This window comes from Anaerobranca gottschalkii DSM 13577 (assembly GCF_900111575.1).
GTDB classification, from domain to species: domain Bacteria; phylum Bacillota; class Proteinivoracia; order Proteinivoracales; family Proteinivoracaceae; genus Anaerobranca; species Anaerobranca gottschalkii.
This window is the reverse complement of sequence record NZ_FOIF01000026.1, coordinates 1-21,879: the sequence shown is the minus strand read 5'-3', so window position 1 is coordinate 21,879 and position 21,879 is coordinate 1. Positions and strand designations below refer to the sequence as shown.

Below are 21,879 nucleotides of genomic sequence, written 5' to 3'. Positions count from 1 at the left end.
GAACCCCTTCGTTTAATGGCTTATTTCAGGCTTAGGTTTACACCATGTCCATCCATCTTACCATATTCAAAAATAATTTTTCCACAATTTTCTTTAACGTTGATCTCAACTTCAACATTTTTTACAGATTTTTTTATAATATTTTCTATCTTTTTTAATAACATATTATCATTCTTTATTAAAAAGCTCCGTATTTCATTTAATACATTTGGATCTCCATTTAGTTTTAAATAATTTTCCTCTAATGGAGATAAGAAATTAGTAAAAATTACGCATAAATGAGTTTCTTCTAAAATTACTTTAATCTCCCTAGGCCCCCTTCCATTTTTAGTTTTCATCCAATTAGAGATTGAAAGGAACAATTCTTTTTCTAAATGCATCTTCTCACCTCCTTTTTTCTTTTACAAAAATATACTATAATTATTTGATATATTAGGTCAAATAAAAAAACAAATTTATTAAAAAAAAGACCTCCAATGAGGTCTTTAACAAGCTTTGGATTAAGTGACTTATTCCAGACTAACACTTTTTACCTTTAGGTAATTTAGTATTACAATTGGAACATGCTTTTTGTTTTCTGTGATTTTCTGTTTTACAGTTTGGACAAAGCATCATATCACCTCCAATTGCTTGTCTTTTATAGTATTAGCAAAAAGAGATGATTTAATAAGTATTAACGAATATAAATAATTCCAACGGTATTTTGTCCACAATGACTAGAAATCACACAGCCCGCTTCTGTAATTATGATTTCTTCAAAATCAAATTTTTCAGCTATTTTTTCTTTTAAATAAAGGGCACTTTCTTCACCTTGGGAATGGGTCACAATTATCCTTTTTTTATCAAAACTCTCAGCATTAGTCATTACATGTTCAAAAAAGGCATCTAAAACTTTTTCCCTTTTCCCTCTAAATTTCTTAGAAGGTGTCATTTTGCCATCAATCACTTTTATCGCTGGACGGATTTTTAAAAGTCCCCCTGCAAACCTTTGAACTGAGTTACACCTTCCACCTTTATATAAGTAATCTAAGGTATCAATTACAAACTCTGTTTCTACTTTTGATGTTAAATCTGATATCTTTTTAGCGATTTCCTTTGCTGAAAGACCCTGATTTTTTAGGTCTACTGCATTTAAGACTAATATTCCTATACCCGTTGATAAGTTTCTAGAATCAACAATTTCCACCCTGCCCTCATCGAACATCCCGGCAGCTAAAATAGCATTTTGGTAAGTTGCAGATAACTCCGATGAAATAGAGATGTATACTATGTTATAACCTTCTTCAATATAGGGTTCAAAAGCGGTTTTAAAAACACCAGGCGAAGCAGCTGAAGTTTTAGGAAGACTCTTATATTTTTCAACCTTTTCATATAGTTCTTTTGTAGTTATATCTACTCCATCTTGAAAAATATCATCTCCAAAAATAATATTTAAAGGTATTATCCCTATATCATGTTGTTTTATTAGCACCGGTGAAAGGTCACATGTACTGTCTGCAAAAATTTTAACTTTTTCCATCTTTTTTCCCTCCTCCTTTAATTTTAAAGAACAATTTAACATTAGCCTTTTATAATTATTTCGATATCGGTAATATAAATTCCTGTCTAAATTGTAAACTTTTAGTGAACTTTAATATTCCCACAGACCTTTTGTTTTTTTTATATATTCCTTAATTTTTCCTTCATAGCCATTTTCAGTAGGTTTATAATATCGTTGATTTTCAAGGCCTTGTGGCAAATATTGTTGAAATACATAGTTACCAGGATATGAATGGGGGTATTTGTAATAACTGGCATCTTTTAAATGGTTTGGAACTCCGTTAAATCTTTTTGTTTTAACATCCTTTAGAGCTTCATTTATTCCTATATAGCTAGCATTACTCTTTGGGGCTGTAGCTAAATAAGTAACACATTGGGCTAAAATAATTCGCCCTTCCGGCATTCCTACGAAGTTCACTCCATGAAAAGTGGATACCGCAATATTTAATGCATGGGGATCAGCGTTGCCGATATCTTCCGAAGCAGAAATAATTAATCTTCTCCCTATAAACTTAGGATCTTCTCCGCTTTCTATTAATCTTGCTAACCAATAAAGGGCTGCATCGGGATCAGATCCTCTAATAGATTTAATTAGAGCAGAAATAGTATCATAATGGTTGTCCCCGTTTTTATCATAAACAAAACCTTTTTTCTGTACAGATTGTTCAATTTCTTTTAAAGTAATTTTAATTTTACCATTTTCATTAGGTGGAGTTGTCAGTACTGCAAGTTCTAAACCATTAAGTAATACTCTAGCATCTCCTCCAGAAACAAAAACTAGATGTTTTTTCCCCTCTTCATCTAATTCAATATTTAAATTCCCTAGCCCTCCTTCTTTATCCCGCAAAACCTTTTCGATTAATTCTTGTAATTCCGAATCCTCAAGGGGATATAGTTGAAATATAGTGCAACGGGAAATCAAAGCAGAGTTCACTTCAAAATAGGGGTTTTCAGTTGTAGCACCTATTAAAATTATTATCCCATCTTCCACAGCCGGCAATAATGCGTCTTGTTGGCTTTTATTAAATCTATGGATTTCATCTATAAAAAGTATTGTTTTATTACCGTACATGTTCTTTAAGTCTTTAGCCTTTTCAATAATATTTCTTATATCCCCAACTCCTGAAGTAACTGCATTTATTTTTTCAAACTGACATTTAGTAGTATTTGCGATAATATTGGCTAGTGTAGTTTTTCCTGTTCCAGGAGGACCATAAAAAATCATCGAAGAGATCCTATCTGCTAAAATGGCCCTTCGGAGTAAACTCCCTTCCCCTACAATGTGTTTTTGACCTATGAAGTCATCTAAAGTTTTTGGCCTAAATCTTGCTGCTAAAGGTTGATTTTTATCTTTATTAACAGTACTAAAAAGATCCATTTTACCACTCCCTTAGTTCAAAGAAGAAGTAGCTCCATAGGGAGTTACTCCAGTTTGTAGACAAAGTCATTTTTTAAAGGCTGTAGTAATTAAACATTCTAACAAAGTCTCCGTCGAGATTTAAGGCTTCTATCTAAAAGGAAGAAGGGTACCGCTCTAATTCGCCGTCCATGGCTCAATTGAGCTTTTGGAACGTCCTGTTCCTCACCCCTTCTTCCTTTTATCTAATCAGCTCTTAAATCTACCTCCTCGACTTAATCGTATCTTTGTTTAATTACCACAGCTGATGGTGACTTTGTCTATAGTTTGTCTTCAGTCTGAAGTAACTCCATAGGGAGTTACTCATCATCTAATGCAAAACCGGTAATTTCAGGATGATAAAGGGCGTTTTGGGCAAATTTGGGTTCAAATTTTCGGATAACCAAAAATGAACCTATTAAAAAAGCGAAACCAAATAATATGCCCCAGACTTCCCTTGAATCAACATTTCCAAAAATTTCAGCACCATAGTAAAAAAACATAAAACCTATTATCATTGCCACTAAAGGTAAGATATACATGATTGCAGCTGCCTTTAAAACTCCTATATTTTCCATATTTATATAAACTTTATCTCCAACTTGGGCTTTGATAGAATTTTTAGCTCTAATTGTATTGCCCTTATCGGTCCCTAAGTTGCAACCACCACATTTTTCACAAGCTGTATGTCTTTTAATTAAAACTTCCGCCATTTCCCCATCTACTTTTATGATTCTGCCCACTTGCTTCAAAATTAACTCTCCTTTCCATTTAAAGAATTAAATCACTCCAATTATTCGGTTAATTACCCGACCTGCCATAAGTAAACCAGCTACTGATGGAACATATGATATACTTCCTGGAATTTGCCTTTTTTTAGTACAGTGTCCATCCCCTCCAGGACAAATACAGTTATTTTTACAATCAGCATAAGCTATGGGTTTTCTGGGAACTTCTTTTGAGTAAACAACTTCCACTCCCTTACTAATCCCCCTTTTTTTCAGTTCTCTTCTAACTACTCTAGCTAGGGGACAAATAGTAGTTTGGGATATATCGGCAATTTCTAACATCTCTGGGAAAAGTTTGTTCCCTGCACCCATTGCTGAAATTATAGGAATATTATTTTTAACACAAGTTTCAATTAGGTGAAGTTTAGCAGAGACAGTATCAATAGCATCTATAACATAATGAAAATCCCCTTCCAATAATTCGTCTCCATTTTCTGGGGTATAAAATTCTTTTACTACTTCTACTTCACATTCAGGGTTAATTAGTTTTACCCTTTCTCCCATGACCTCTGCCTTCACTTTACCGATGGTATTCTTTAATGCATGGATTTGTCTGTTACAATTAGTTAGACAAACATCATCAAAATCCACCAACCTTAGTTTTCCTACCCCAGCTCTAGCTAAGGCTTCTACAGCATAAGAGCCTACACCACCTACACCAAAAACTAATATTTTACTTTCTTTTAGTTTATTTAAATTCTCTGTACCTATTAACATCTCAGTTCTAGAAAATCTATGCTGCTTCATTCTTTCTTCCCTTTCTTAAAAAAGTATAACCCCCAGTGGGGGATATTTTTTTCCCCGCCGTGCCGTTTCAACCCCTGTTTTGAACCTGCTCTCCAGCAGGTGGGTCTTCGCCCTTTTACTTTATATGTCCCCTCGGTGGGGGCTTATATGCCATAAAAGGAGCATCAGTCCCATTTAAATGGTGTTGGCTCAAAACTAGGAGTTTTTTCGAACACAGCAGGGTTTTCACTAATATTTTATCATAAACTTAAACTTTTATCCATGGATAAATTAAGGTTTTTTACTGAATATTTGTTCAAAATTTTTATCATATTTTTTTTCTTTTAAAATAATATTTAACAGTAATATTAAAGGTGGTGGAATAAATGAGTACTATTACTACAGTATTAGTATTATCCCTATTAGTAGAAATTACAACTGAAATAATTAAAACATCTTTTCCTATAATTAAAGATTCGAAAACCCAATTTGTATCTATGGTCTTAGGAGTGATCATTAGTTTTGCTACTTCTACCGGGGTTTTTTCTGCTTTAGATATTAAAATTAGTATTCCTGCTTTAGACTTTTTTATAACAGGTTTAATTATTTCTAGGGGTTCAAATATTGTCCATGATTTAATTAAAAAAATCAATACTAATTTCGTTTAATTTACATAAAAAACTAGCCTAACTTCGGGCTAGTTAAAATCTTCAAGTATTAGTAGCAGTTTTAAGATAAAACAATCCTCTAAATTAAAAGGATCTAAGCTAAGACTTTCTTTAATTTTTTCTAACCGGATTAATACAGTATTTCTATGGATACCTAAATCTTTTGAAGTCTTTAAGATATTCATATTATTTTGGATGTACTTTTCTAATGTAATTCTTAGTTTATCCCAGTTCTTTATACTTGCAATAACTTCTAGCTGATATTTTAACTTAGTTCTTATAGTATCTAAATTATTTATAACTAGACTGTGGATCTTATAATCTGTTGCAAAAAGGTAGTTTGAGTTATTTTTCATTTTACTTAGTATTTTCATAGTCGTTTTAGCAGTCCTGTAGGAAAAAGCTATATCCCTTGATGTTTCTACAGGTTCTCCTATGGCAATCAAAGTCTTTGTTGAAAATTCCCTTTCTAATTTTTCTGTAATCATCTCCACGAATTTATTTATTATTGAAAAGCTGCCATGATATTCTTTAAGTACTATAAAAACATCTTCTTCTAGATGAAAAACTTTGTCTTTAATACCACAATATTTTCTTATATATTCTTCAAAATCATTTTTAAAGGTTTGTAAAGCCAATTCCCTTTCGTAGGTATCTTTGTATTTATCACTATATCTTTTTATTATCTTTTTGAAATCTAGTATTTCTATAATCAAACATACCCTTGGTAATTCCAGATCAATTCCTAAAAGCTTACCCCTTTCTGCAAATTCCGGGGTTATTTCTTTTTTAGAAAGTAGTTCTTTAAGGTAAGCAACTTCTACCTTAGACTCTAGGGATTTTATATTCATAAATTCTATTTCACTTAAAATCAACTCAACCATTTCTTTCAAAATTACCGCTAGTTTCCTAACTTCGTTAGGATCCCCTGTTATTCCCACTACTCCTTGAACTTTTCCCCGATAATAGATGGGATAGTTTACTCCCCATCTAGCCCCTTTAAATTTTGAGGATTCTCTTTCATCGATTTCCACAACTCTATTTTCTTTAACAGCGATAAAAGCACCTTCATGAAAAGTATTTACTCTAGCAGGATCTCCAGAAGCTAAGATTATTCCATTACAATCAATAATATTGATATTGCTGCCAAAAATCTTTAAAGTTTTATCGACTATTTTCTGGGCATTATATCTAGTTAACATAGGGAAAAACTCCTTTTAATTTATTTGCTATGTTTAAAATTATATCATAAAAACAAAGGGAGAGTGACCCTCTCCCCTTGTTTAATATTAGATTAATATTAAAGATAATACCCAAACCACAGAAATTGTAACTAACCCTTGTAATAAGGTGGCTACCGTTTGAGTTTTATAAGCTGTTTTAACATCCATACCACTAAATTGAGCAACTACCCAGAAATAACTATCATTTGCATGGGATACAGTCATTGCACCGGCACCAATGGACATAACAGTTAGAGCCTTTGCTATAGTAGTTGTTAAACCCAGTGGTTCAATAATTGGGGCTATAATAGCAGCAGTGGTAACTAAAGCAACAGTAGAAGAACCTTGAGCTGTCTTTAATGCTGCTGCGATAATAAAAGGAACAAAAATTCCTATATTAAGATTAGATAAAGTTTCTCCTAAATAAGCTGTTATAGGTGTTGCCCGTAAAACTTGACCTAAAGCACCACCAGCTCCTGTTATCATAATTATTACTGCTGCCCCTTTTACTCCTTCACCTATCCAACCTGTTAAAGTTTCCTCTTTAAAATTTGGTAATAAGGCAAATGATGATAAGACACCAATAATCAAAGCATTAACTGGTACACCTAGAAATGCTAATATAGTTTTTAAAGTACCTTCTCCAAATGGAGCCATAGGCAAGTTAGCTATACTTCCTAATGTAAGAAGGATTATTGGTAATACAATTGGTGAAAAAGCTAATAAAGGGCTAGGTAATTTTTCAAAAGAATGTTCTATTGTGGCAGCTACTTCTAAACTTTCACTTTGATCAATTTCAGATTCTTCATTAGCTATTTTATATTTATTACAAAACTTCACTGCATAAAAATAGCCTGCTAAAGTCGCTGGAATTGCACACAATAGACCAAATAAAATTACTATTAATAAATTATCCACTATGCCCAACTGTTCTGCAGCAGCAATGGGTCCTGGGGTTGGTGGTACTAAAGTATGGGTAGCAAAAAGCCCTGTAGCCAATGCTACACTCATTACCACTAAAGAGTTTTTTGTTCTTTTAGCTAAACTTTTATTTAAAGATGATAATATTACATAACCTGAATCACAAAATACTGGTATTGATACAATAAAACCAATTAAGTTCATAGCCAATGCAGGTCTCTTTTTTCCAACATACTTTAAAATAGTTTCTGCCATAGTAATTGCTGCCCCTGACTTTTCTAATATTGTACCAATGATTGTTCCCGCTATGATAACGATACCGATTCCTGTCAATGTTCCTCCAAATCCGGCATTAATTGTTGCACCAATTTGATTTAAAGGCATTTTAACAGAAAAAGCAATTAAATACGCAGCAAATATGAGGGCAAGAAAAGGATGAAGCTTAAATTTTGATGTCGTAAATACAATAAATAAAATACCTAAAAGCAAAACTCCTAATAAAATTGGGCCTTCTAACAAGATATTACCTCCCTTATTTTTTTATACTAAATAAACCCATCACACTCCGTGCCGTTTCTTTTACTAAGTTATATGCATTATCCATGGCCTCTTCTAAGGTCATGGGCTTATTTACAACACTAAATATTGCACTTAAACCTAACCGGTACAGTTTGGTAATATCCCCATTGATTGAACCCACTAAAGCTACCACCGGAATATTAGCAGCTTTAGCCCTTTTAGCTACCCCCATAGGCACTTTCCCATAAGCAGTTTGTTGGTCTATTTGCCCTTCTCCTGTTATAACTAAATCTACACCTTCAAGTTTTTGGGAAAAGTTTAAGCTATCTAAAATAAGTTCAACCCCTGAAACTAACTCTGCATTTAAAAAAGCAGTAAAAGCAGTGCCAATTCCTCCTGCTGCTCCTCCTCCTTTAATTTCTAAAACCCTTTTCCCTAAATCCCTTTCTATTATTTGTGCATAATGAAGTAAATTGGTATCTAAAACTTTTACCATTTCAAAGGTTGCCCCTTTTTGCGGTCCAAATACATAGGAAGCGCCTTTTTCTCCACATAGGGTATTATCAACATCACATGCTACTTTAAAAGTACATTCTTTTAATCTAGAGTCTCCCGTTGAAATATCTATTTTGGCTAAATCCTTTAGAGCCAGTCCTCCCCAGGGTATTTCATTTCCATTTAAATCTAAAAATTTAAATCCTAAAGCTTGTAACATACCAACTCCACCATCATTGGTGGCACTACCACCAATTCCAACAATAAAATTTCGACACCCTTTATCTAAAGCATCTAATATTATCTCCCCTACCCCAAAGGTAGTAGTATAGTAAGGATTTCTTTTTTCTTGGGGGATAAGGTAAAGTCCTGCAGCTTTAGCCATTTCAATTATTGCTGTTTTCCCATCTCCAGTTATTGTATAGTAACTTTCAATTTTTTCTCCTACAGGATTAGTACAAAATACTTTAACCAATTCTCCTGATGTAGCAAAAGACATTGCTTCTAATGTTCCTTCCCCACCATCGGCTACAGGAAGAGTTATAACTTCTATATCTGGACAAAGGGACTTTATCCCTTCTTCGATAGCTCGACATACATCTATTGCAGATAAACTCCCTTTAAATGAATCAGGAGCGACTAAAATTTTCAAAATACTCACCTCGCATGTCTTTTTATACAATTATAATTAATATTCCCCCCTTTTTCCAATATGCAATTTGCACAAATTACAATAATATTTTAAAGCAAAATGCATAGATAAATCCCCCGGTTTTCCCAGGGGATTATAAATTTTGTTAGTCTAATTTTAAACTAATTTTTAATTCTTCTAATTGTTTAGGGTCAACTGGAGATGGAGCATCTGTCATCAAATCTGAAGCAGAAGTAGTTTTAGGAAATGCTATTACATCTCTAATATTTTCAGTATCTACCATTTCCATCACTAATCGGTCTAAACCAAAGGCTATACCACAATGGGGCGGTGCTCCATAGCTTAATCCCTCTAATAAAAAGCCGAATTTTTCTTTTGCCATTTCTTCTGTTAAACCAATAGCTTTAAAGACTTTTTGTTGTACATCTCCTTGATGTATCCTCACACTACCCCCTGCTAGTTCCACACCATTCAATACTAAGTCATAAGCATTTGCCCTAACTTTTTCTGGGTTAGTATCTAATAGAGGTAAGTCTTCTAAAATTGGTGAAGTAAAGGGATGATGGGCAGCTATATATCTCTTTTCTTCTTCATCATATTCTAATAAGGGGAAATTCACTATCCATAAAAAGTTTAGTTTGTTTTTATCAATTATATCTAATTTCTTAGCAATATGAAGTCTTAACGCTCCAAGGGACTGTAGGGCAGTTTTCACATTATCTGCAACTATTAAAATAGTTCCATCTTGATTGTTGAAAGTATCTAATATCCCTTTCAATTCCCCTTCAGATAAAAACTTAGCTATAGGAGACTTAATTTCTCCACCCTTAAGGGAAATCCAAGCTAAACCTTTAGCACCATATTTCTTAACAAATTCAGTAAATCCGTCTATTTCTTTACGGCTGAATTCTCCTTCAGCTTTAATTGCCCTTACTGTACCCCCAGATTGGAGGGTTTGGGTAAATACTTTAAACTGTGAATTTTGAAGAATATCACTTAAATCATGGATTTCCATACCAAACCTTGTATCAGGCTTATCACTACCATATTTATTCATAGCTTCACTGTAGTCCATGTGTTTGAAGGGTGTTTGAATTTCAATCCCCTTAATTTTTGAAAATACTTCCTTTACTAGTCCTTCTATTATTGAAAAAAAGGTATCCCTTTCCATAAATGAAACTTCAATATCTATTTGGGTAAATTCTGGTTGACGATCTGCCCTAAGATCTTCATCCCTAAAACAACGGGCAATTTGGTAATACCTATCTAAACCTGAAACCATTAACAACTGTTTTAAAAGCTGAGGTGATTGGGGAAGGGCATAAAAGGTTCCAGGATTTACCCGGCTAGGCACTATGTAGTCCCTTGCGCCTTCAGGGGTACTTTTGAAAAGGATTGGTGTTTCCACATCTACAAACCCATGGCTATCTAAGTAATCCCTTACTACTTTAGTTGTTTTACTCCTAATCATTAGATTCTTTAGCATTTTAGGTCTACGTAAATCTAAGTACCGGTATTTAAGCCTTAGGTTAGCATCTGCTTCATGTTCATCTGTAATATAGAAAGGGGGAGTTAAAGAAGTATTTAATACAGTAATTTCTTCTACTACAATTTCCACATTTCCTGTCTTAATGTCAGGATTAGGATTACTTCTCCTTACTACTTCTCCAGTAACTTCTACTACGTATTCTCCTCGAATTTCATCACCAATCTGGAAAGCCTTTTGGTTATCATTATTGATAATACACTGAACAATTCCTTCCCTATCCCGCAAATCAAAGAAAATTAATCCTCCTAAATCCCTTCTTTTTGCTACCCAACCTTTGACTGTCACTGTTTGACCAACCAAGGTTTCTGTGATATGTCCGCAATAATGGGTACGTTCTGCCATTTTTCGTAACTCCTTTCATTATTTTTTTTTAACAAAAAAGTCCCTTGTTTAAAACAAGGGACGGTTGTTTCCGCGGTGCCACCCTAATTGCTAAATAGCCACCTTTGGGTAATGATAACGGTATTACACCGACTGCTTCGCCAATGCTAGCAATACTCCAGGGCTGTCTTTCAAAAGCCTTGTAGGAAAGCCCTTTCAACCTTTGGGGCTTCTCTCTGTACCTCAAGTAACTTTTTACTCTTCCCTTTCATCACTTTAGCTGTTTTTTTAAAATTATTTTAAAGTAAAAAAATTTAATTGTCAAGAAATGTTTTTATAAAATTAGTTATCTTTGTTTTTTAGCAATTTTATTTATTACTAGGGCAATGGCACCATCACCGGTAACATTAGCAGCTGTACCAAAACTATCTTGTGCAATATAGATTGCCATCATTAATGCTAATTGGCTTTCAGTAAAGCCTAACATAGTTTGTAACAATCCTAATGCCGCCATAATTGCTCCACCTGGCACACCAGGGGCTGCTACCATCGTAACCCCTAACATTAGAATAAAGGGTAGAACTTGGGAGAAAGATAACCAAACACCATCTAAAGCCATTACCGCTATAGCACAAATAGCTAAAGTTATTGTACTACCGGCTAAGTGGATAGTTGCACAAAGGGGTATTACAAATTCAGCAACTTCATCGGCAACATCATTATTTTTTGTTGATCTAACAGTTACAGGTATAGTAGCTGCTGAAGATTGAGTACCAATGGCAGTTAAATAGGCAGGTAGCATCCTTTTTACACTTTTGAATGGATTTCTACCAGTGTATAAACCTGCTGCAATATATTGTAAGAAAATATATACATAATGGGTTAACAATACTAAAACTACAACTTTACCAAATACTGATATAGTACTAACAACTTCGCCAGTATAAGCCATTTTAGAAAATATACCTGCGATGTGTACTGGCAAAAATGGAATTATGATATTAGTTATTACCTTGTTTATGATATTTTGAAATTCTTTCATAAAATTATAAATAACTTTACTTTCTATACTAGCCATTCCTAGACCTAATAAGAAGGCAGTTACTAATGCTGTCATTACTCCCATAATAGGAGGAATTTGAATTTGAAAATATCCTTCTACAGTTAAACCATTTGAAGCTAATTCAGTTCCGCTAGTAATTAACCAAGGCAAAATAGTCCTAGCAGAAATAAAAGATAATATTCCTGCTAATATTGTAGAACCATAAGCTAGACCAGCTGTAATACCCAACAATTTACCAGCTTTTTTCCCTAGTTCTGCAATACCTGGTGATACAAAACCAATGATAATAAGAGGAATTATAAATCCTAAGAAACTACCAAAAATACCACTAAAAGTTACCAAGATTCTGGTTAAAAAAGTAATTTTTGTAGAACCGATGATAATACCTAAAACAATTCCTAACAACAACTTGGGCAGTAAACCTAACTTTTTCACTTAAGCACCATCCTTTTCTATTTTTTATAACTTTATTTTACTTAATTTGAAATGGATGGTCAATAACCCTTTATCTGAAAAATACTTCCTTAAAATCACGGGCCTTTATTTTTTCTAAGTACTGATTTGGATCTTTAGGGTTAGAAAATCTTATAATTTCACCGTCTCTAACCACTTTAGATATCCCACCACTTCCTAGAGCCAAGACATTGCCAATTTCTTCAATACTTACTACATTGTAAGGACTAATAAATCCAGTCTTAGTAAAACCTATATTTTCCTGGTTACCTGCCATGGCTTTTTGACGGTATAAATAATAAGGAGTATATCCACTTTCACCCATTATAGTATAAGTAAAGTCCATTATTTCTTTAGCTTCGTTAAAAGTTAAAGGGGATTTCCCCTTTTGTATAGCTGCCCTCTTTAAAGCTAAAGAATGAACAGTTATATTTTCTGGATTTAAAGTAATCACGTCTTCTAATGTTTTTCTAAACTCTTTAAATCCTTCATCGGCTAACCCTATGATTAAATCGGTATTTATCCAATTAAAGCCCAACTCCTTTGCTTGGTTAAATACCCTAATAAACTGTTCTTTAGTATGGGTTCTGCCAATGATTTCTAAAGTCTGGTCATTCATTGTTTGTGGATTAATACTTAGCCTATTTACTCCAAACCTTTTGATTATCTTTAATTTTTCTTCAGTTAATGTATCAGGTCTTCCCCCTTCAAAGGTATATTCTAACAATTTATCTACTGGGAAACTTTTCTCTACCCTTTCTAACAAAATCTGAATTTGTTTCGGTGAAAGAATACTAGGAGTTCCCCCTCCAATGTAAATAGTTACTACATTCATGCCCTTTTCTTTAATAATATCCCCATAAAAATTGATTTCTTCTAATAATCCTTGCAGATAAGGTTCTATAAGATCTTTACTTTTATTTGTAGTATAAGATGTAAAAGAACAATAGCTACACCTTGAGGGACAAAAGGGAATACCAATATAGATATTCAAAGAATTTTGTAGTTTTCCCAGTAAGTTTTTTTGTTCATCCCTTATTTTAAACATAATCTCGATTTTTTCTGGAGAAACTAAGTAATTGTTTTTAAGTTCAATTTTTATTTCTTCAACTGTTAAACCATCATCAATAAAACCTTGAATTACTTTAGTAGGTCTTACTCCAGTTAAAATTCCCCATGGGCTTAATGGTCTTCCTAAAATTTTACTGAGTACTTGAAAAATACTCCTTTTTAACATCAGTTTTAATTCTGACTTTTCCTCACAATAAAAGTAGTGATTTTGTCTAAATTCACCTTCACAAATGACTTTTTCATTATTAACTTTAACCACTAAATTTATTTCATAATTTTCTGTTTTAGGGTCATTAAAAAATAAGTTATGCCGCTCAGTGCATAATAGAATTAACTCATCTATATATTTAATAAATTCCGGTGAGATATTACAATTAATTTTCATCCCTTACACCTCAAATTTTATCCTTCTTTTCTTTTTCTCTTTATCTTTGTACATCCTAGTATCAGCAACGGTTATTAAACTTTTAATATCCTTTGCATCAGAGGGATATGTAGATATTCCATAACTAAAGGTCACTGGTATTTTTTGCGAAATTATTTCCATTCCTTCCTTCGCTAATTTATCACTAACTTTATTTAAGATATTAATAATTTCTTCTACTTTTGGGTTTAAGAATAGGGCTATAAATTCATCTCCACCATAACGGGCAAACAACGTATTACTAGTATCTAAACTCTTTTTCATTTCACAAGCAAAGGTGGTAATTAACCGATCACCTATATCATGGCCATAGGTATCATTAATTATTTTTAAATTATTAAGATCGAAAAGAACAATACTAAAATTACCTTTTTCCCTTTCAACTTTATTATAAAGTTCAGTAAGCCTTTGTTCAAAATAACTGCGGTTATAGATATTTGTCAAGCTATCATATTGGGATAAATATTTCATCTTTTCTAATAACTGATGTCGCTGAATAACCGTTCCAATTTGAGAAGCGAAATATTCCATGAGCAATAAATCTTTTTCTGTAAAAGCACCTTTTTTTCTGTTATCTACATTTATCATACCATATAATACTCCATTAATAATAATCGGTGCACTCACAGTAGATTGGGTTATAAAAAAGTCAGTATCTTGAGCTTTCGCTTTTAAGTCTCTAGCTATAATATCTTCATTAAATAACTCAACATCATCTATTATACAAGGTTTTTGGATGTTACCTTTACTTTTTCTATATAAGAAAGTATCTTCTAACTTTATTTTTATATCTATATTTTTATTAAAGGAAAATCCTACCGTTCCTTCAAATTCTAAGAAACCATTTTCTTTCAAAATCAATATACTTCCCATTTGGGCATCTGGTATAATTTCTACAGCTTTTTGTAAAATAAGTTGATAAAGTTGTTCCTTGTTTTGCACTTTTAAAATACTATCATTGATTTGAATAATACTTTCTAGTATTCGCCTATCCCCCTCATATTTCTCCATTTTCCCCTTATTTTTTAGATGAATTATGTAAAACAAAAAAATTGTTGTAAAAAATACATAGGCTATTATTACAGAAAAAAAATCTGTTTTTTTAAGTAAAAAATAAAGTCCTAATGATTGCAACAAGATTCCGAAGATAAATCTTTTCAATTTTCCCACCCCTCCAACTAACTAATTATATTATAATAAATTTTTAAACAAAAAAAACCCCAAAATTGGAGTTTTATAAATCAATTTTAAATTTTTCTAAATCAGTGATTGATAAATTGTATTTGTACGCCAATTCTTTATCATCTAAACCTCTTTCCAGGGCATCTTGCAAATGGTAAAAAATATCACCATGATCTTCATAAATTTTAATTTTTTCTAATTCCTTTGATAGATTTGTTTTACCTTTTTTCATGAAAAACCCTCCCTTTTAGCTTTATTAGTTTTCCAGGAAGGGTTTTTCTTTATTCTTAAAACTGAAAAAATGGATTATTTTCCCGTTCTTCTTTAACTGTAGTTTCTTCACCGTGGCCAGGGTAAACAATATGAGAATCGGGTAAAGTTAAAAATTTAGACTTAATTGAATTTAAAAGGGTTTTCATATCCCCACCGGGTAAATCTGTTCTACCAATAGATCCAGCAAATACCGTATCACCTGAAAAAATAAAGTTTTCTATTTGAATAAGAATACCTCCAGGGGTATGGCCAGGAACATGGATTATTTTAATTTCTTTGTCACCAAAGGGTAAAGTATCATTATCCTCAACAACTAAATCTGCTTTAGGGGAGACTACTGCACCACCCATTAACCTTGATAAATTCAAGTTTGGATCATAAAGCATTTTTTCATCATCTTTATGAACCACCAATTTACCTTGAGGGAAAGCCTCTTTTACCCCTTTATTTCCTCCAATATGATCTATATGGCCGTGGGTGTTTAAAATGTACAAGACATCTAAACCACTGCAAGCTTCAATAATTTCCTCAACATCTCCCCCTGGATCAACTATAAATGCCCTTTTATTTTGATCTGATACTATATAACAATTGTTTTGAATAGGACCTACCACCAATGTTCTTATTTCTAACATTTTAACACTCCTTAAAAATTCTTTTTACTATCAAGCAATATAGTTACTGGTCCATCGTTTACCAGTTCCACATCCATCATAGCTGCAAACTTCCCTTGTTTTACAGCAAAACCTTGTGTCCTTAATCTATCACAAACTTCCAAATACAATCTATTTGCTTCTTCAGGATTAGCGGCAGAGCTAAAACTAGGACGTCTCCCTTTCCGACAATCTCCATATAAAGTAAACTGGGAAACTACTAATAACTCCCCGCCAATATCTTTTAAAGATAAATTCATTTTTTCATTTTCATCTTCAAATACCCTAAGGTTTGTAATCTTATCTACAATATAACTTATGTCTCCTTCACCATCATCTTGTCCTACTCCTAGTAAAACTAAAAAACCTTTGCCTATTTCAGAAATTTTATCACCATCTACTGTTACAGATGCTCTAGAAACCCTTTGTATTACAGCTCTCATTTAAATTCTCCCCTCTTTCCATGTCTTACTACATTAATAACAGACTTAACGTTTTTTAATTTATTCATCAGTTTTTCTAAATGGGAAACATCGGTAATTTCCACAGTTAATCTAATTGTAGCAGTTCCATCTTCTTTTCCCTTTCCGGAAACCGCTACTATATTAGCCTTTTCTTCAGCCACTGTATTCATTACTTCTTGTAAAATCCCCCGTCTATCCCATGCATAGATACTTAATTCTACTGGATAGTTTAGTTTTTTCGTTTCATTCCATTCTACATCAATAAGTCTTTCCCTGTTCTCAATAGTAATATTAGGGCAATCTGCCCGATGGATAGATACACCCCTTCCTCTCGTAATGTATCCTACTATTTCATCTCCTGGGACAGGTTTACAACACTTTGAAAATCTTATAAGCAAATTATCTATTCCTTTAACAGTAACTCCGATGGAAGAATCTTTTTTACGTTTATTATACAGGCTAATTTGTGATAGATGATCAGTTTCAGCTCCAGGTAATGATTTTTTATATTCTTCTATTATTTTTTTTGCTATAGACATTCCACTAAAACCACCAAAACCTACAGCTGCGTAAAGGTCATTAGATGTACTATAATTATATCTTTTAGCTATTTTTTCTAAGTATTCATCTTTCAAAACTGTAGCGGGATCAAAATGGAGTTTTCTAAGCTCTTTCTCTAAAATCTCTTTACCTCTTTCTATATTCTCTTCTTGCCGTTCTTTTTTAAACCATGAGCGTATTTTACTTTTAGCATGGGATGTTTTAACAATTTTTAGCCAATCTCTACTAGGTGCTTTATTAGGTTTAGTTAAAATTTCCACAATATCTCCAGTTTTTAAAGGATAATTCAATTGAACTATTGAACCGTTGACTTTAGCACCGGCAAACCTGTGACCAATATCGGTATGAATACGGTAAGCAAAATCCAAAGGAACTGCACCATAGGGTAAATCTATGACATCCCCTTTAGGAGTAAAAACAAATACCTCTTCATTAAAAAGGTCAATCTTTAAAGACTCCATATATTCATGGGTGTCCAGTTCTTTTTGCCATTCCATAAACTGTTTAAACCATGATCTCTTTTGTCCTAGATGCTTATTTAAGTTACCTTCCTTGTACTGCCAATGGGCAGCAACTCCATATTCTGCAGTTTTATGCATTTCCCAAGTTCTAATCTGAATTTCCAAAGGATTACCTTTAGGGCAGAGAACAGTAGTATGGAGGGATTGATACATATTAGGTTTAGGCATAGCTATATAATCTTTAAACCTTCCAGGGATAGGTTTCCACAAGCTGTGAATTATACCTAATACCCCATAACACTCCTTTACAGAGTCTACAATAATTCTAATAGCAGTTAAATCATAAATTTCATTTAATGCTTTACCTTTATTTTTCATTTTTTGGTAGATAGAATACAAATGCTTAGGTCTACCATCGATATCTGCATTTATCCCAGCACTTAATATTTTATCCTTTAAAATTTCAATAATTTCTCCGATAAATTTTTCCCGCTCGTCCCTCTTTTGAGCAATCTGTTGGGCTAAACTGTAATATTCTTGGGGTTGTAAAAACCTAAAACTCAAATCTTCTAATTCCCACTTTATTTTAAAAATACCCATACGATGGGCTAAGGGTGCATAAATTTCAAGGGTCTCTTTTGCTAATCTCTTTTGTTTATCTGGTGGTGAATACACCAATGTCCGCATATTGTGGAGTCTATCTGCTAATTTAATTATTATTACCCTGATATCTTTTGCCATTGCTAAAAACATTTTTCGGAAACTCTCCGCTTGTTGCTCTTCTTTAGATTTAAATTCAATTCTAGTAAGCTTAGTAACCCCATCCACTAAAAGGGCAATACTTTCTCCAAATTCCCTTTGAATTTCTTCTAAAGTTACATGGGTATCTTCCACTACATCGTGAAGAATAGATGCAGCAATGGCGTCTACATCCATTTCCAATTCCACTAAAATATAAGCAACTCCCAAAGGGTGAACAATAAAGGAGTCTCCCGACTCCCTAAGTTGATCTTTGTGAGCCTCTTTAGCCCACAGGTATGCTTTATCTAGGATGGATAAGTCACCTTTTACACCTTTTTCATTTAATTTATCTTTAATTACTTGAATATCAGTTATAACCTTTTCCATATCTTTCACCAACTTACTTTAAAACTTGAATTAATACTCAATAAGTGAAAATATTTCATTTCCTTCAAGCTTTTCTCTGCCATTTAAGAAAGTTAATTCAATCAAAAAACCTATAGCTACAACTTCTCCTCCAAGTTCTTTAACTAAATCTACAGTCGCCTTAACAGTTCCCCCAGTAGCCAATAGATCATCTGCAACTAACACCCTTTGACCTGGTTTGATAGCATCTTTATGTATTTGCAAACTATCAGTACCATATTCTAATTCATAGGTTATTTCTACTGTTTCCCCAGGCAATTTTCCTGGTTTGCGAACAGGGACAAATCCAGCCCCTAATTCATAGGCAAGGGGTGCTCCGATAAGAAAACCTCGGGCTTCAGGCCCTACTACAATATCTATATTTTTATCTCTACAATAGTCAGCCATCCTTTTGATTGCTTCTTTAAATCCTTTTCCATCTTGAAGAAGGGTAGTTATATCTTTGAAACCTATCCCTTCTTTAGGAAAATCCGGTATTTCTCTAATCATACTTTTTAAATCCATATTTTATCCTCCTCTATAATAAATTGTTGGTTTTCTAAGAGATCTTCTAAACTAGAATTTAAAGCAAATTGGTGCCATTTATAGAAAAGCTGTTGTTGTTTGGAGTATTTTTGGAAAGTGGTAGATTTTTGATAGTCTACCTTTTCTTGAACATCTGAAAGGAACCAACAATCCTTTTTTAAATATATCAAATTACATTCACTAAATATATTTAAACCTCTATGGATTAAATAGTCAACAGAAAATTTATCGTTAAGGATAATTTTTATATTATTTATATCGGCTGGTTTCCCTTCATTATTAAGTTTTTTGATCGCTGTATATAGGGCCACTAAAAAATCTCTATCTGGTAATAAAAGTACATTATCTTCCCTAAAAGCGATTATTATCTGTTCTACCCCTAACTCCTCGTAATCTCTAATTGTTTGCAGAAAATCCCTTTGTTTAAAGGGTGGATGTAAAAAAACGGGAATACCCTTTTCTATCTTTTCTCCGTATTCTTTTATTATAACATTTTTTTGTTCTAAATAAAATTTTTCCAATTTATTTTTATAATATCCATTTGTATACAGAATATATTTCTTACCTAGATTTTCGACTAATTTAAAGTATGCTTTTAATGACCTCTTTCTAAAATCTAAAATTTCTATAAACCTTTCCTGACTTTGAAAACTTTCATCTTTTAAATCAATAAATTTCATTTGTAGAGAGGTATTTCCATTAAAATTGTTTTCTTCTAAATAGCCGGCAACACTTATGTGTTTTTTCCCATAAATCCTTGATATTAAATCTCCCTTTTTAAACCCTATGGTATTTAACCACATATGATCCAATTTAAAATCAACTTTTAAATGACATTCATTGATTAGAGAAAACTTACAAATTTTTAAATTAGGAATTCTAAATACAGGGGGAGGATTTCCTTGACCAAAAGGCTTAAGTTTATTTATTTCACCAATCATTTTTAAATCTAAATTAGTTGGGTCTAAGGTTGCATCAATATATAATTTAGGAACTAAATAATTATCTATATTATTCTCCACTGCATAACTGTTTATTTTTTCTCTAAATTCATTAATATATTTTTTATTAATAGTCAGCCCAGCTGCCATAGCATGACCACCGTATTTTATTAATAAATCTTCACAATAGGTTAAAGCTTGGTGGATATGAAAACCTTCGATACTTCGACATGAACCATTAGCTTCTTCACCCTTTATAGCTAAGAGAATCACTGGTCTATGGTATTTTTCCACAAGTCTAGAAGCAACTATACCAATGACACCATGATGCCAGTCTTCATTGGCTAAGACAAGTACTTTAGTTTTCCCTAAGTTTAACTTATCTACCATTTGAATACATTCTTCTAAAATCCGCTGTTCTACCTCTTGCCTTTCTTTATTTTGTTTATCTAAAAATTTAGCCAGTTCCAACGCCTGTTCCTCATTTTGGGCTAAAAGTAAATTGATAGCTTCTTTAGGACTTTCTAACCTACCTGCAGCGTTAAGTCTCGGACCGAAAACAAAACCTAAGTGATAAGCTTCTATTTCGGTGGTTACACCTGCTACTGATGCTAATTTTTTTAAAGGCATTCTCAAATCTTCATTCATCTTTTTAAGCCCTAAACTGACGATCGTTCGATTTTCTCCTAATAAAGGGACCAAATCTGCCACTGTGCCTAAAGCCACCAAATCTAAATACTTTTCCCAGCCTATCTTATTAAAGGTTTGATAAAGGGCTGTTATTAATTTAAAAGCTAATCCTACCCCTGCTAATTCTTTGAAAGGATAGTTACATCCCTTTTGTTTGGGATTGATGATAGCAAAGGCTGGAGGCAATACTTCAGGAGGTAAATGGTGATCTGTAACGATACAATTAACCCCTTGTTCGTTACAAAATATTACTTCTTCTAATCCTGTAATACCGCAATCCACTGTAATTACTAAACTTACACCTTGGGATATAGCTTGAGCTAAAGCTTCTTTATTAAGGCCATAGCCTTCTTCCCGATTAGGGATATAATAACTTACTTCTCCACCTAACTCTTTTAAGCCAAAATATAAAACTGCAGTACTTGTTATTCCATCTACATCATAATCACCAAAAATTAGTATTTTCTCTTTGTTTTTTATAGCCCTTTTAATCCTTTCTACCCCTTTTTCCATATCCTTTAATCTAAAGGGTGAATATAGATCTTCTAGTTTTGGGTTTAAAAAGGCGGGTACATCTTCTGAAGCAATTCCCCGCTTAATTAACAGTTCCGCAATAAAGGGACTGATATTATGTTCATTAGCTAACTCTTCAACCTGCTTTTTATCCACTTCTTTCCATAACCACTTTTTCTCTAACATCTTTTTCTCCTCACGCCAATAAAAATACTTACACATAAATTATATATCATAAACTTAATTTATTGAACAAAAAAAACAAGATTGATAGTGTCAATATACTGTAGGAAAAAATTTTATGGATTACCCCCTGTTTGTTAACTACTTTCAAAAATAGTTCAAAAAATACCTTTCTTAATAGATTGTGATTTTTATCACATGTGATTTTATCGGTATATAAACATATTTCATTTATTCTAAAATAAACATCTACCAAGCATATCTCAAGGCATTTACAGCAAAATATGAACCATTTCTTTTGCCATATTTTATTACAGGGATATCAGCATTTATATCTGTTATATTCTTTTTTAGATTTTTTCTAATTTCTTTTATATACTTTTCAGGCAACTTCACTTTTTCTTTTTTCTTGTTTTTTAATACTAACTCATAAATATCGCCACCATTGTATTTATAGG

Annotated in this window: 20 protein-coding genes, 1 other RNA gene and 1 other annotated feature; of the genes, 1 reads left to right on the top strand and 20 read right to left on the bottom strand. The window is 32.8% G+C overall.

The window, feature by feature from the left end; all coding sequences use genetic code 11:
• Window positions 1-20 precede the first annotated feature (20 nt).
• The 6 genes from BMX60_RS07325 to ssrS form a co-directional block, all read right to left on the bottom strand.
• The gene (locus BMX60_RS07325; RefSeq protein WP_091350800.1) at window positions 21-380 is read right to left on the bottom strand and encodes a Na-translocating system protein MpsC family protein; all 360 of its coding nucleotides are present in this window, start codon (window positions 378-380) and stop codon (window positions 21-23) included.
• Window positions 381-673: 293 nt separating this feature from the next.
• Window positions 674-1,519: a DegV family protein gene (locus BMX60_RS07320; protein ID WP_091350799.1), complete on the bottom strand. Its 846-nt coding sequence runs from the start codon at window positions 1,517-1,519 to the stop codon at window positions 674-676.
• Window positions 1,520-1,630: 111 nt separating this feature from the next.
• Window positions 1,631-2,917, bottom strand: a complete 1,287-nt coding sequence (locus tag BMX60_RS07315; protein WP_091350797.1) for a replication-associated recombination protein A — start codon at window positions 2,915-2,917, stop codon at window positions 1,631-1,633.
• Window positions 2,918-3,255: 338 nt separating this feature from the next.
• On the bottom strand, window positions 3,256-3,678 hold the full coding sequence (locus tag BMX60_RS07310; protein WP_242945734.1) for a SoxR reducing system RseC family protein: 423 nt from the start codon (window positions 3,676-3,678) through the stop codon (window positions 3,256-3,258).
• A gap of 36 nt (window positions 3,679-3,714) precedes the next feature.
• Entirely contained in the window at window positions 3,715-4,470 is a 756-nt protein-coding gene (locus BMX60_RS07305; protein ID WP_091350794.1) for a tRNA threonylcarbamoyladenosine dehydratase, read from the bottom strand.
• A 47-nt stretch (window positions 4,471-4,517) separates the two neighbouring features.
• Window positions 4,518-4,696: non-coding RNA, 6S RNA (gene ssrS, locus BMX60_RS07300), on the bottom strand.
• Between the two features lie 139 nt (window positions 4,697-4,835).
• Here ssrS and BMX60_RS07295 point away from each other — a divergent pair.
• Window positions 4,836-5,117 (top strand): hypothetical protein, encoded by a 282-nt coding sequence (locus BMX60_RS07295; protein ID WP_091350792.1) that lies wholly within the window; start codon window positions 4,836-4,838, stop codon window positions 5,115-5,117.
• A 29-nt stretch (window positions 5,118-5,146) separates the two neighbouring features.
• On the opposite strand, the gene BMX60_RS07290 is transcribed toward BMX60_RS07295, so the two are convergent.
• The 14 genes from BMX60_RS07290 to BMX60_RS12055 all read right to left on the bottom strand — a co-directional run.
• A complete protein-coding gene (locus tag BMX60_RS07290) occupies window positions 5,147-6,319 on the bottom strand; it encodes a CdaR family transcriptional regulator (RefSeq protein WP_091350791.1) in 1,173 nt (390 codons plus the stop codon).
• Window positions 6,320-6,406: 87 nt separating this feature from the next.
• Window positions 6,407-7,780 carry a GntP family permease gene (locus tag BMX60_RS07285; RefSeq protein WP_091350789.1) on the bottom strand — a complete coding sequence of 458 codons (1,374 nt, stop codon included), beginning with the start codon at window positions 7,778-7,780 and terminating at the stop codon, window positions 6,407-6,409.
• A 13-nt stretch (window positions 7,781-7,793) separates the two neighbouring features.
• Window positions 7,794-8,927, bottom strand: a complete 1,134-nt coding sequence (locus tag BMX60_RS07280; RefSeq protein WP_091350787.1) for a glycerate kinase — start codon at window positions 8,925-8,927, stop codon at window positions 7,794-7,796.
• Window positions 8,928-9,072: 145 nt separating this feature from the next.
• Window positions 9,073-10,818: an aspartate--tRNA ligase gene (gene aspS / locus BMX60_RS07275; protein ID WP_091350786.1), complete on the bottom strand. Its 1,746-nt coding sequence runs from the start codon at window positions 10,816-10,818 to the stop codon at window positions 9,073-9,075.
• 53 nt (window positions 10,819-10,871) lie between these two features.
• Window positions 10,872-11,078, bottom strand: a binding site (T-box leader).
• A gap of 65 nt (window positions 11,079-11,143) precedes the next feature.
• A complete protein-coding gene (locus BMX60_RS07270) occupies window positions 11,144-12,295 on the bottom strand; it encodes a dicarboxylate/amino acid:cation symporter (RefSeq protein WP_091350785.1) in 1,152 nt (383 codons plus the stop codon).
• A gap of 70 nt (window positions 12,296-12,365) precedes the next feature.
• Window positions 12,366-13,769, bottom strand: a complete 1,404-nt coding sequence (hemZ, locus tag BMX60_RS07265; RefSeq protein ID WP_091350782.1) for a coproporphyrinogen dehydrogenase HemZ — start codon at window positions 13,767-13,769, stop codon at window positions 12,366-12,368.
• Window positions 13,770-13,772: 3 nt separating this feature from the next.
• Window positions 13,773-14,969 carry a sensor domain-containing diguanylate cyclase gene (locus BMX60_RS07260; RefSeq protein ID WP_091350781.1) on the bottom strand — a complete coding sequence of 399 codons (1,197 nt, stop codon included), beginning with the start codon at window positions 14,967-14,969 and terminating at the stop codon, window positions 13,773-13,775.
• 73 nt (window positions 14,970-15,042) lie between these two features.
• Window positions 15,043-15,222, bottom strand: a complete 180-nt coding sequence (locus BMX60_RS07255; protein WP_091350779.1) for a hypothetical protein — start codon at window positions 15,220-15,222, stop codon at window positions 15,043-15,045.
• Between the two features lie 55 nt (window positions 15,223-15,277).
• Window positions 15,278-15,898, bottom strand: a complete 621-nt coding sequence (locus BMX60_RS07250) for an MBL fold metallo-hydrolase (protein ID WP_091350777.1) — start codon at window positions 15,896-15,898, stop codon at window positions 15,278-15,280.
• An 11-nt stretch (window positions 15,899-15,909) separates the two neighbouring features.
• The gene (gene dtd / locus BMX60_RS07245) at window positions 15,910-16,359 is read right to left on the bottom strand and encodes a D-aminoacyl-tRNA deacylase (RefSeq protein ID WP_091350775.1); all 450 of its coding nucleotides are present in this window, start codon (window positions 16,357-16,359) and stop codon (window positions 15,910-15,912) included.
• Window positions 16,356-18,530: a RelA/SpoT family protein gene (locus tag BMX60_RS07240; protein WP_091350774.1), complete on the bottom strand. Its 2,175-nt coding sequence runs from the start codon at window positions 18,528-18,530 to the stop codon at window positions 16,356-16,358. The genes dtd and BMX60_RS07240 overlap by 4 nt, the downstream gene beginning before the upstream one ends.
• Before the next feature lie 30 nt (window positions 18,531-18,560).
• The gene (locus tag BMX60_RS07235; RefSeq protein ID WP_072906138.1) at window positions 18,561-19,073 is read right to left on the bottom strand and encodes an adenine phosphoribosyltransferase; all 513 of its coding nucleotides are present in this window, start codon (window positions 19,071-19,073) and stop codon (window positions 18,561-18,563) included.
• Entirely contained in the window at window positions 19,064-21,424 is a 2,361-nt protein-coding gene (gene recJ / locus BMX60_RS07230; RefSeq protein WP_177159739.1) for a single-stranded-DNA-specific exonuclease RecJ, read from the bottom strand. The genes BMX60_RS07235 and recJ overlap by 10 nt, the downstream gene beginning before the upstream one ends.
• 246 nt (window positions 21,425-21,670) lie before the next feature.
• Window positions 21,671-21,879, bottom strand: a 209-nt coding sequence (locus BMX60_RS12055) for a hypothetical protein (RefSeq protein ID WP_177159686.1), incomplete at its 5' end; no start/stop codon positions are given.

Coding starts and splice junctions, on each gene's coding strand:
- BMX60_RS07320 (WP_091350799.1), bottom strand. CDS start 1,519: ATGGAAAAAGTTAAAATTTTTGCAGACAGTACATGTGACCTTTCACCG.
- BMX60_RS07250 (WP_091350777.1), bottom strand. CDS start 15,898: ATGTTAGAAATAAGAACATTGGTGGTAGGTCCTATTCAAAACAATTGT.
- BMX60_RS07290 (WP_091350791.1), bottom strand. CDS start 6,319: ATGTTAACTAGATATAATGCCCAGAAAATAGTCGATAAAACTTTAAAG.
- BMX60_RS07295 (WP_091350792.1), top strand. CDS start 4,836: ATGAGTACTATTACTACAGTATTAGTATTATCCCTATTAGTAGAAATT.
- BMX60_RS07325 (WP_091350800.1), bottom strand. CDS start 380: ATGCATTTAGAAAAAGAATTGTTCCTTTCAATCTCTAATTGGATGAAA.
- BMX60_RS07255 (WP_091350779.1), bottom strand. CDS start 15,222: ATGAAAAAAGGTAAAACAAATCTATCAAAGGAATTAGAAAAAATTAAA.
- BMX60_RS07305 (WP_091350794.1), bottom strand. CDS start 4,470: ATGAAGCAGCATAGATTTTCTAGAACTGAGATGTTAATAGGTACAGAG.
- BMX60_RS07235 (WP_072906138.1), bottom strand. CDS start 19,073: ATGGATTTAAAAAGTATGATTAGAGAAATACCGGATTTTCCTAAAGAA.
- recJ (WP_177159739.1), bottom strand. CDS start 21,424: ATGTTAGAGAAAAAGTGGTTATGGAAAGAAGTGGATAAAAAGCAGGTT.
- hemZ (WP_091350782.1), bottom strand. CDS start 13,769: ATGAAAATTAATTGTAATATCTCACCGGAATTTATTAAATATATAGAT.
- dtd (WP_091350775.1), bottom strand. CDS start 16,359: ATGAGAGCTGTAATACAAAGGGTTTCTAGAGCATCTGTAACAGTAGAT.
- BMX60_RS07315 (WP_091350797.1), bottom strand. CDS start 2,917: ATGGATCTTTTTAGTACTGTTAATAAAGATAAAAATCAACCTTTAGCA.
- BMX60_RS07240 (WP_091350774.1), bottom strand. CDS start 18,530: ATGGAAAAGGTTATAACTGATATTCAAGTAATTAAAGATAAATTAAAT.
- aspS (WP_091350786.1), bottom strand. CDS start 10,818: ATGGCAGAACGTACCCATTATTGCGGACATATCACAGAAACCTTGGTT.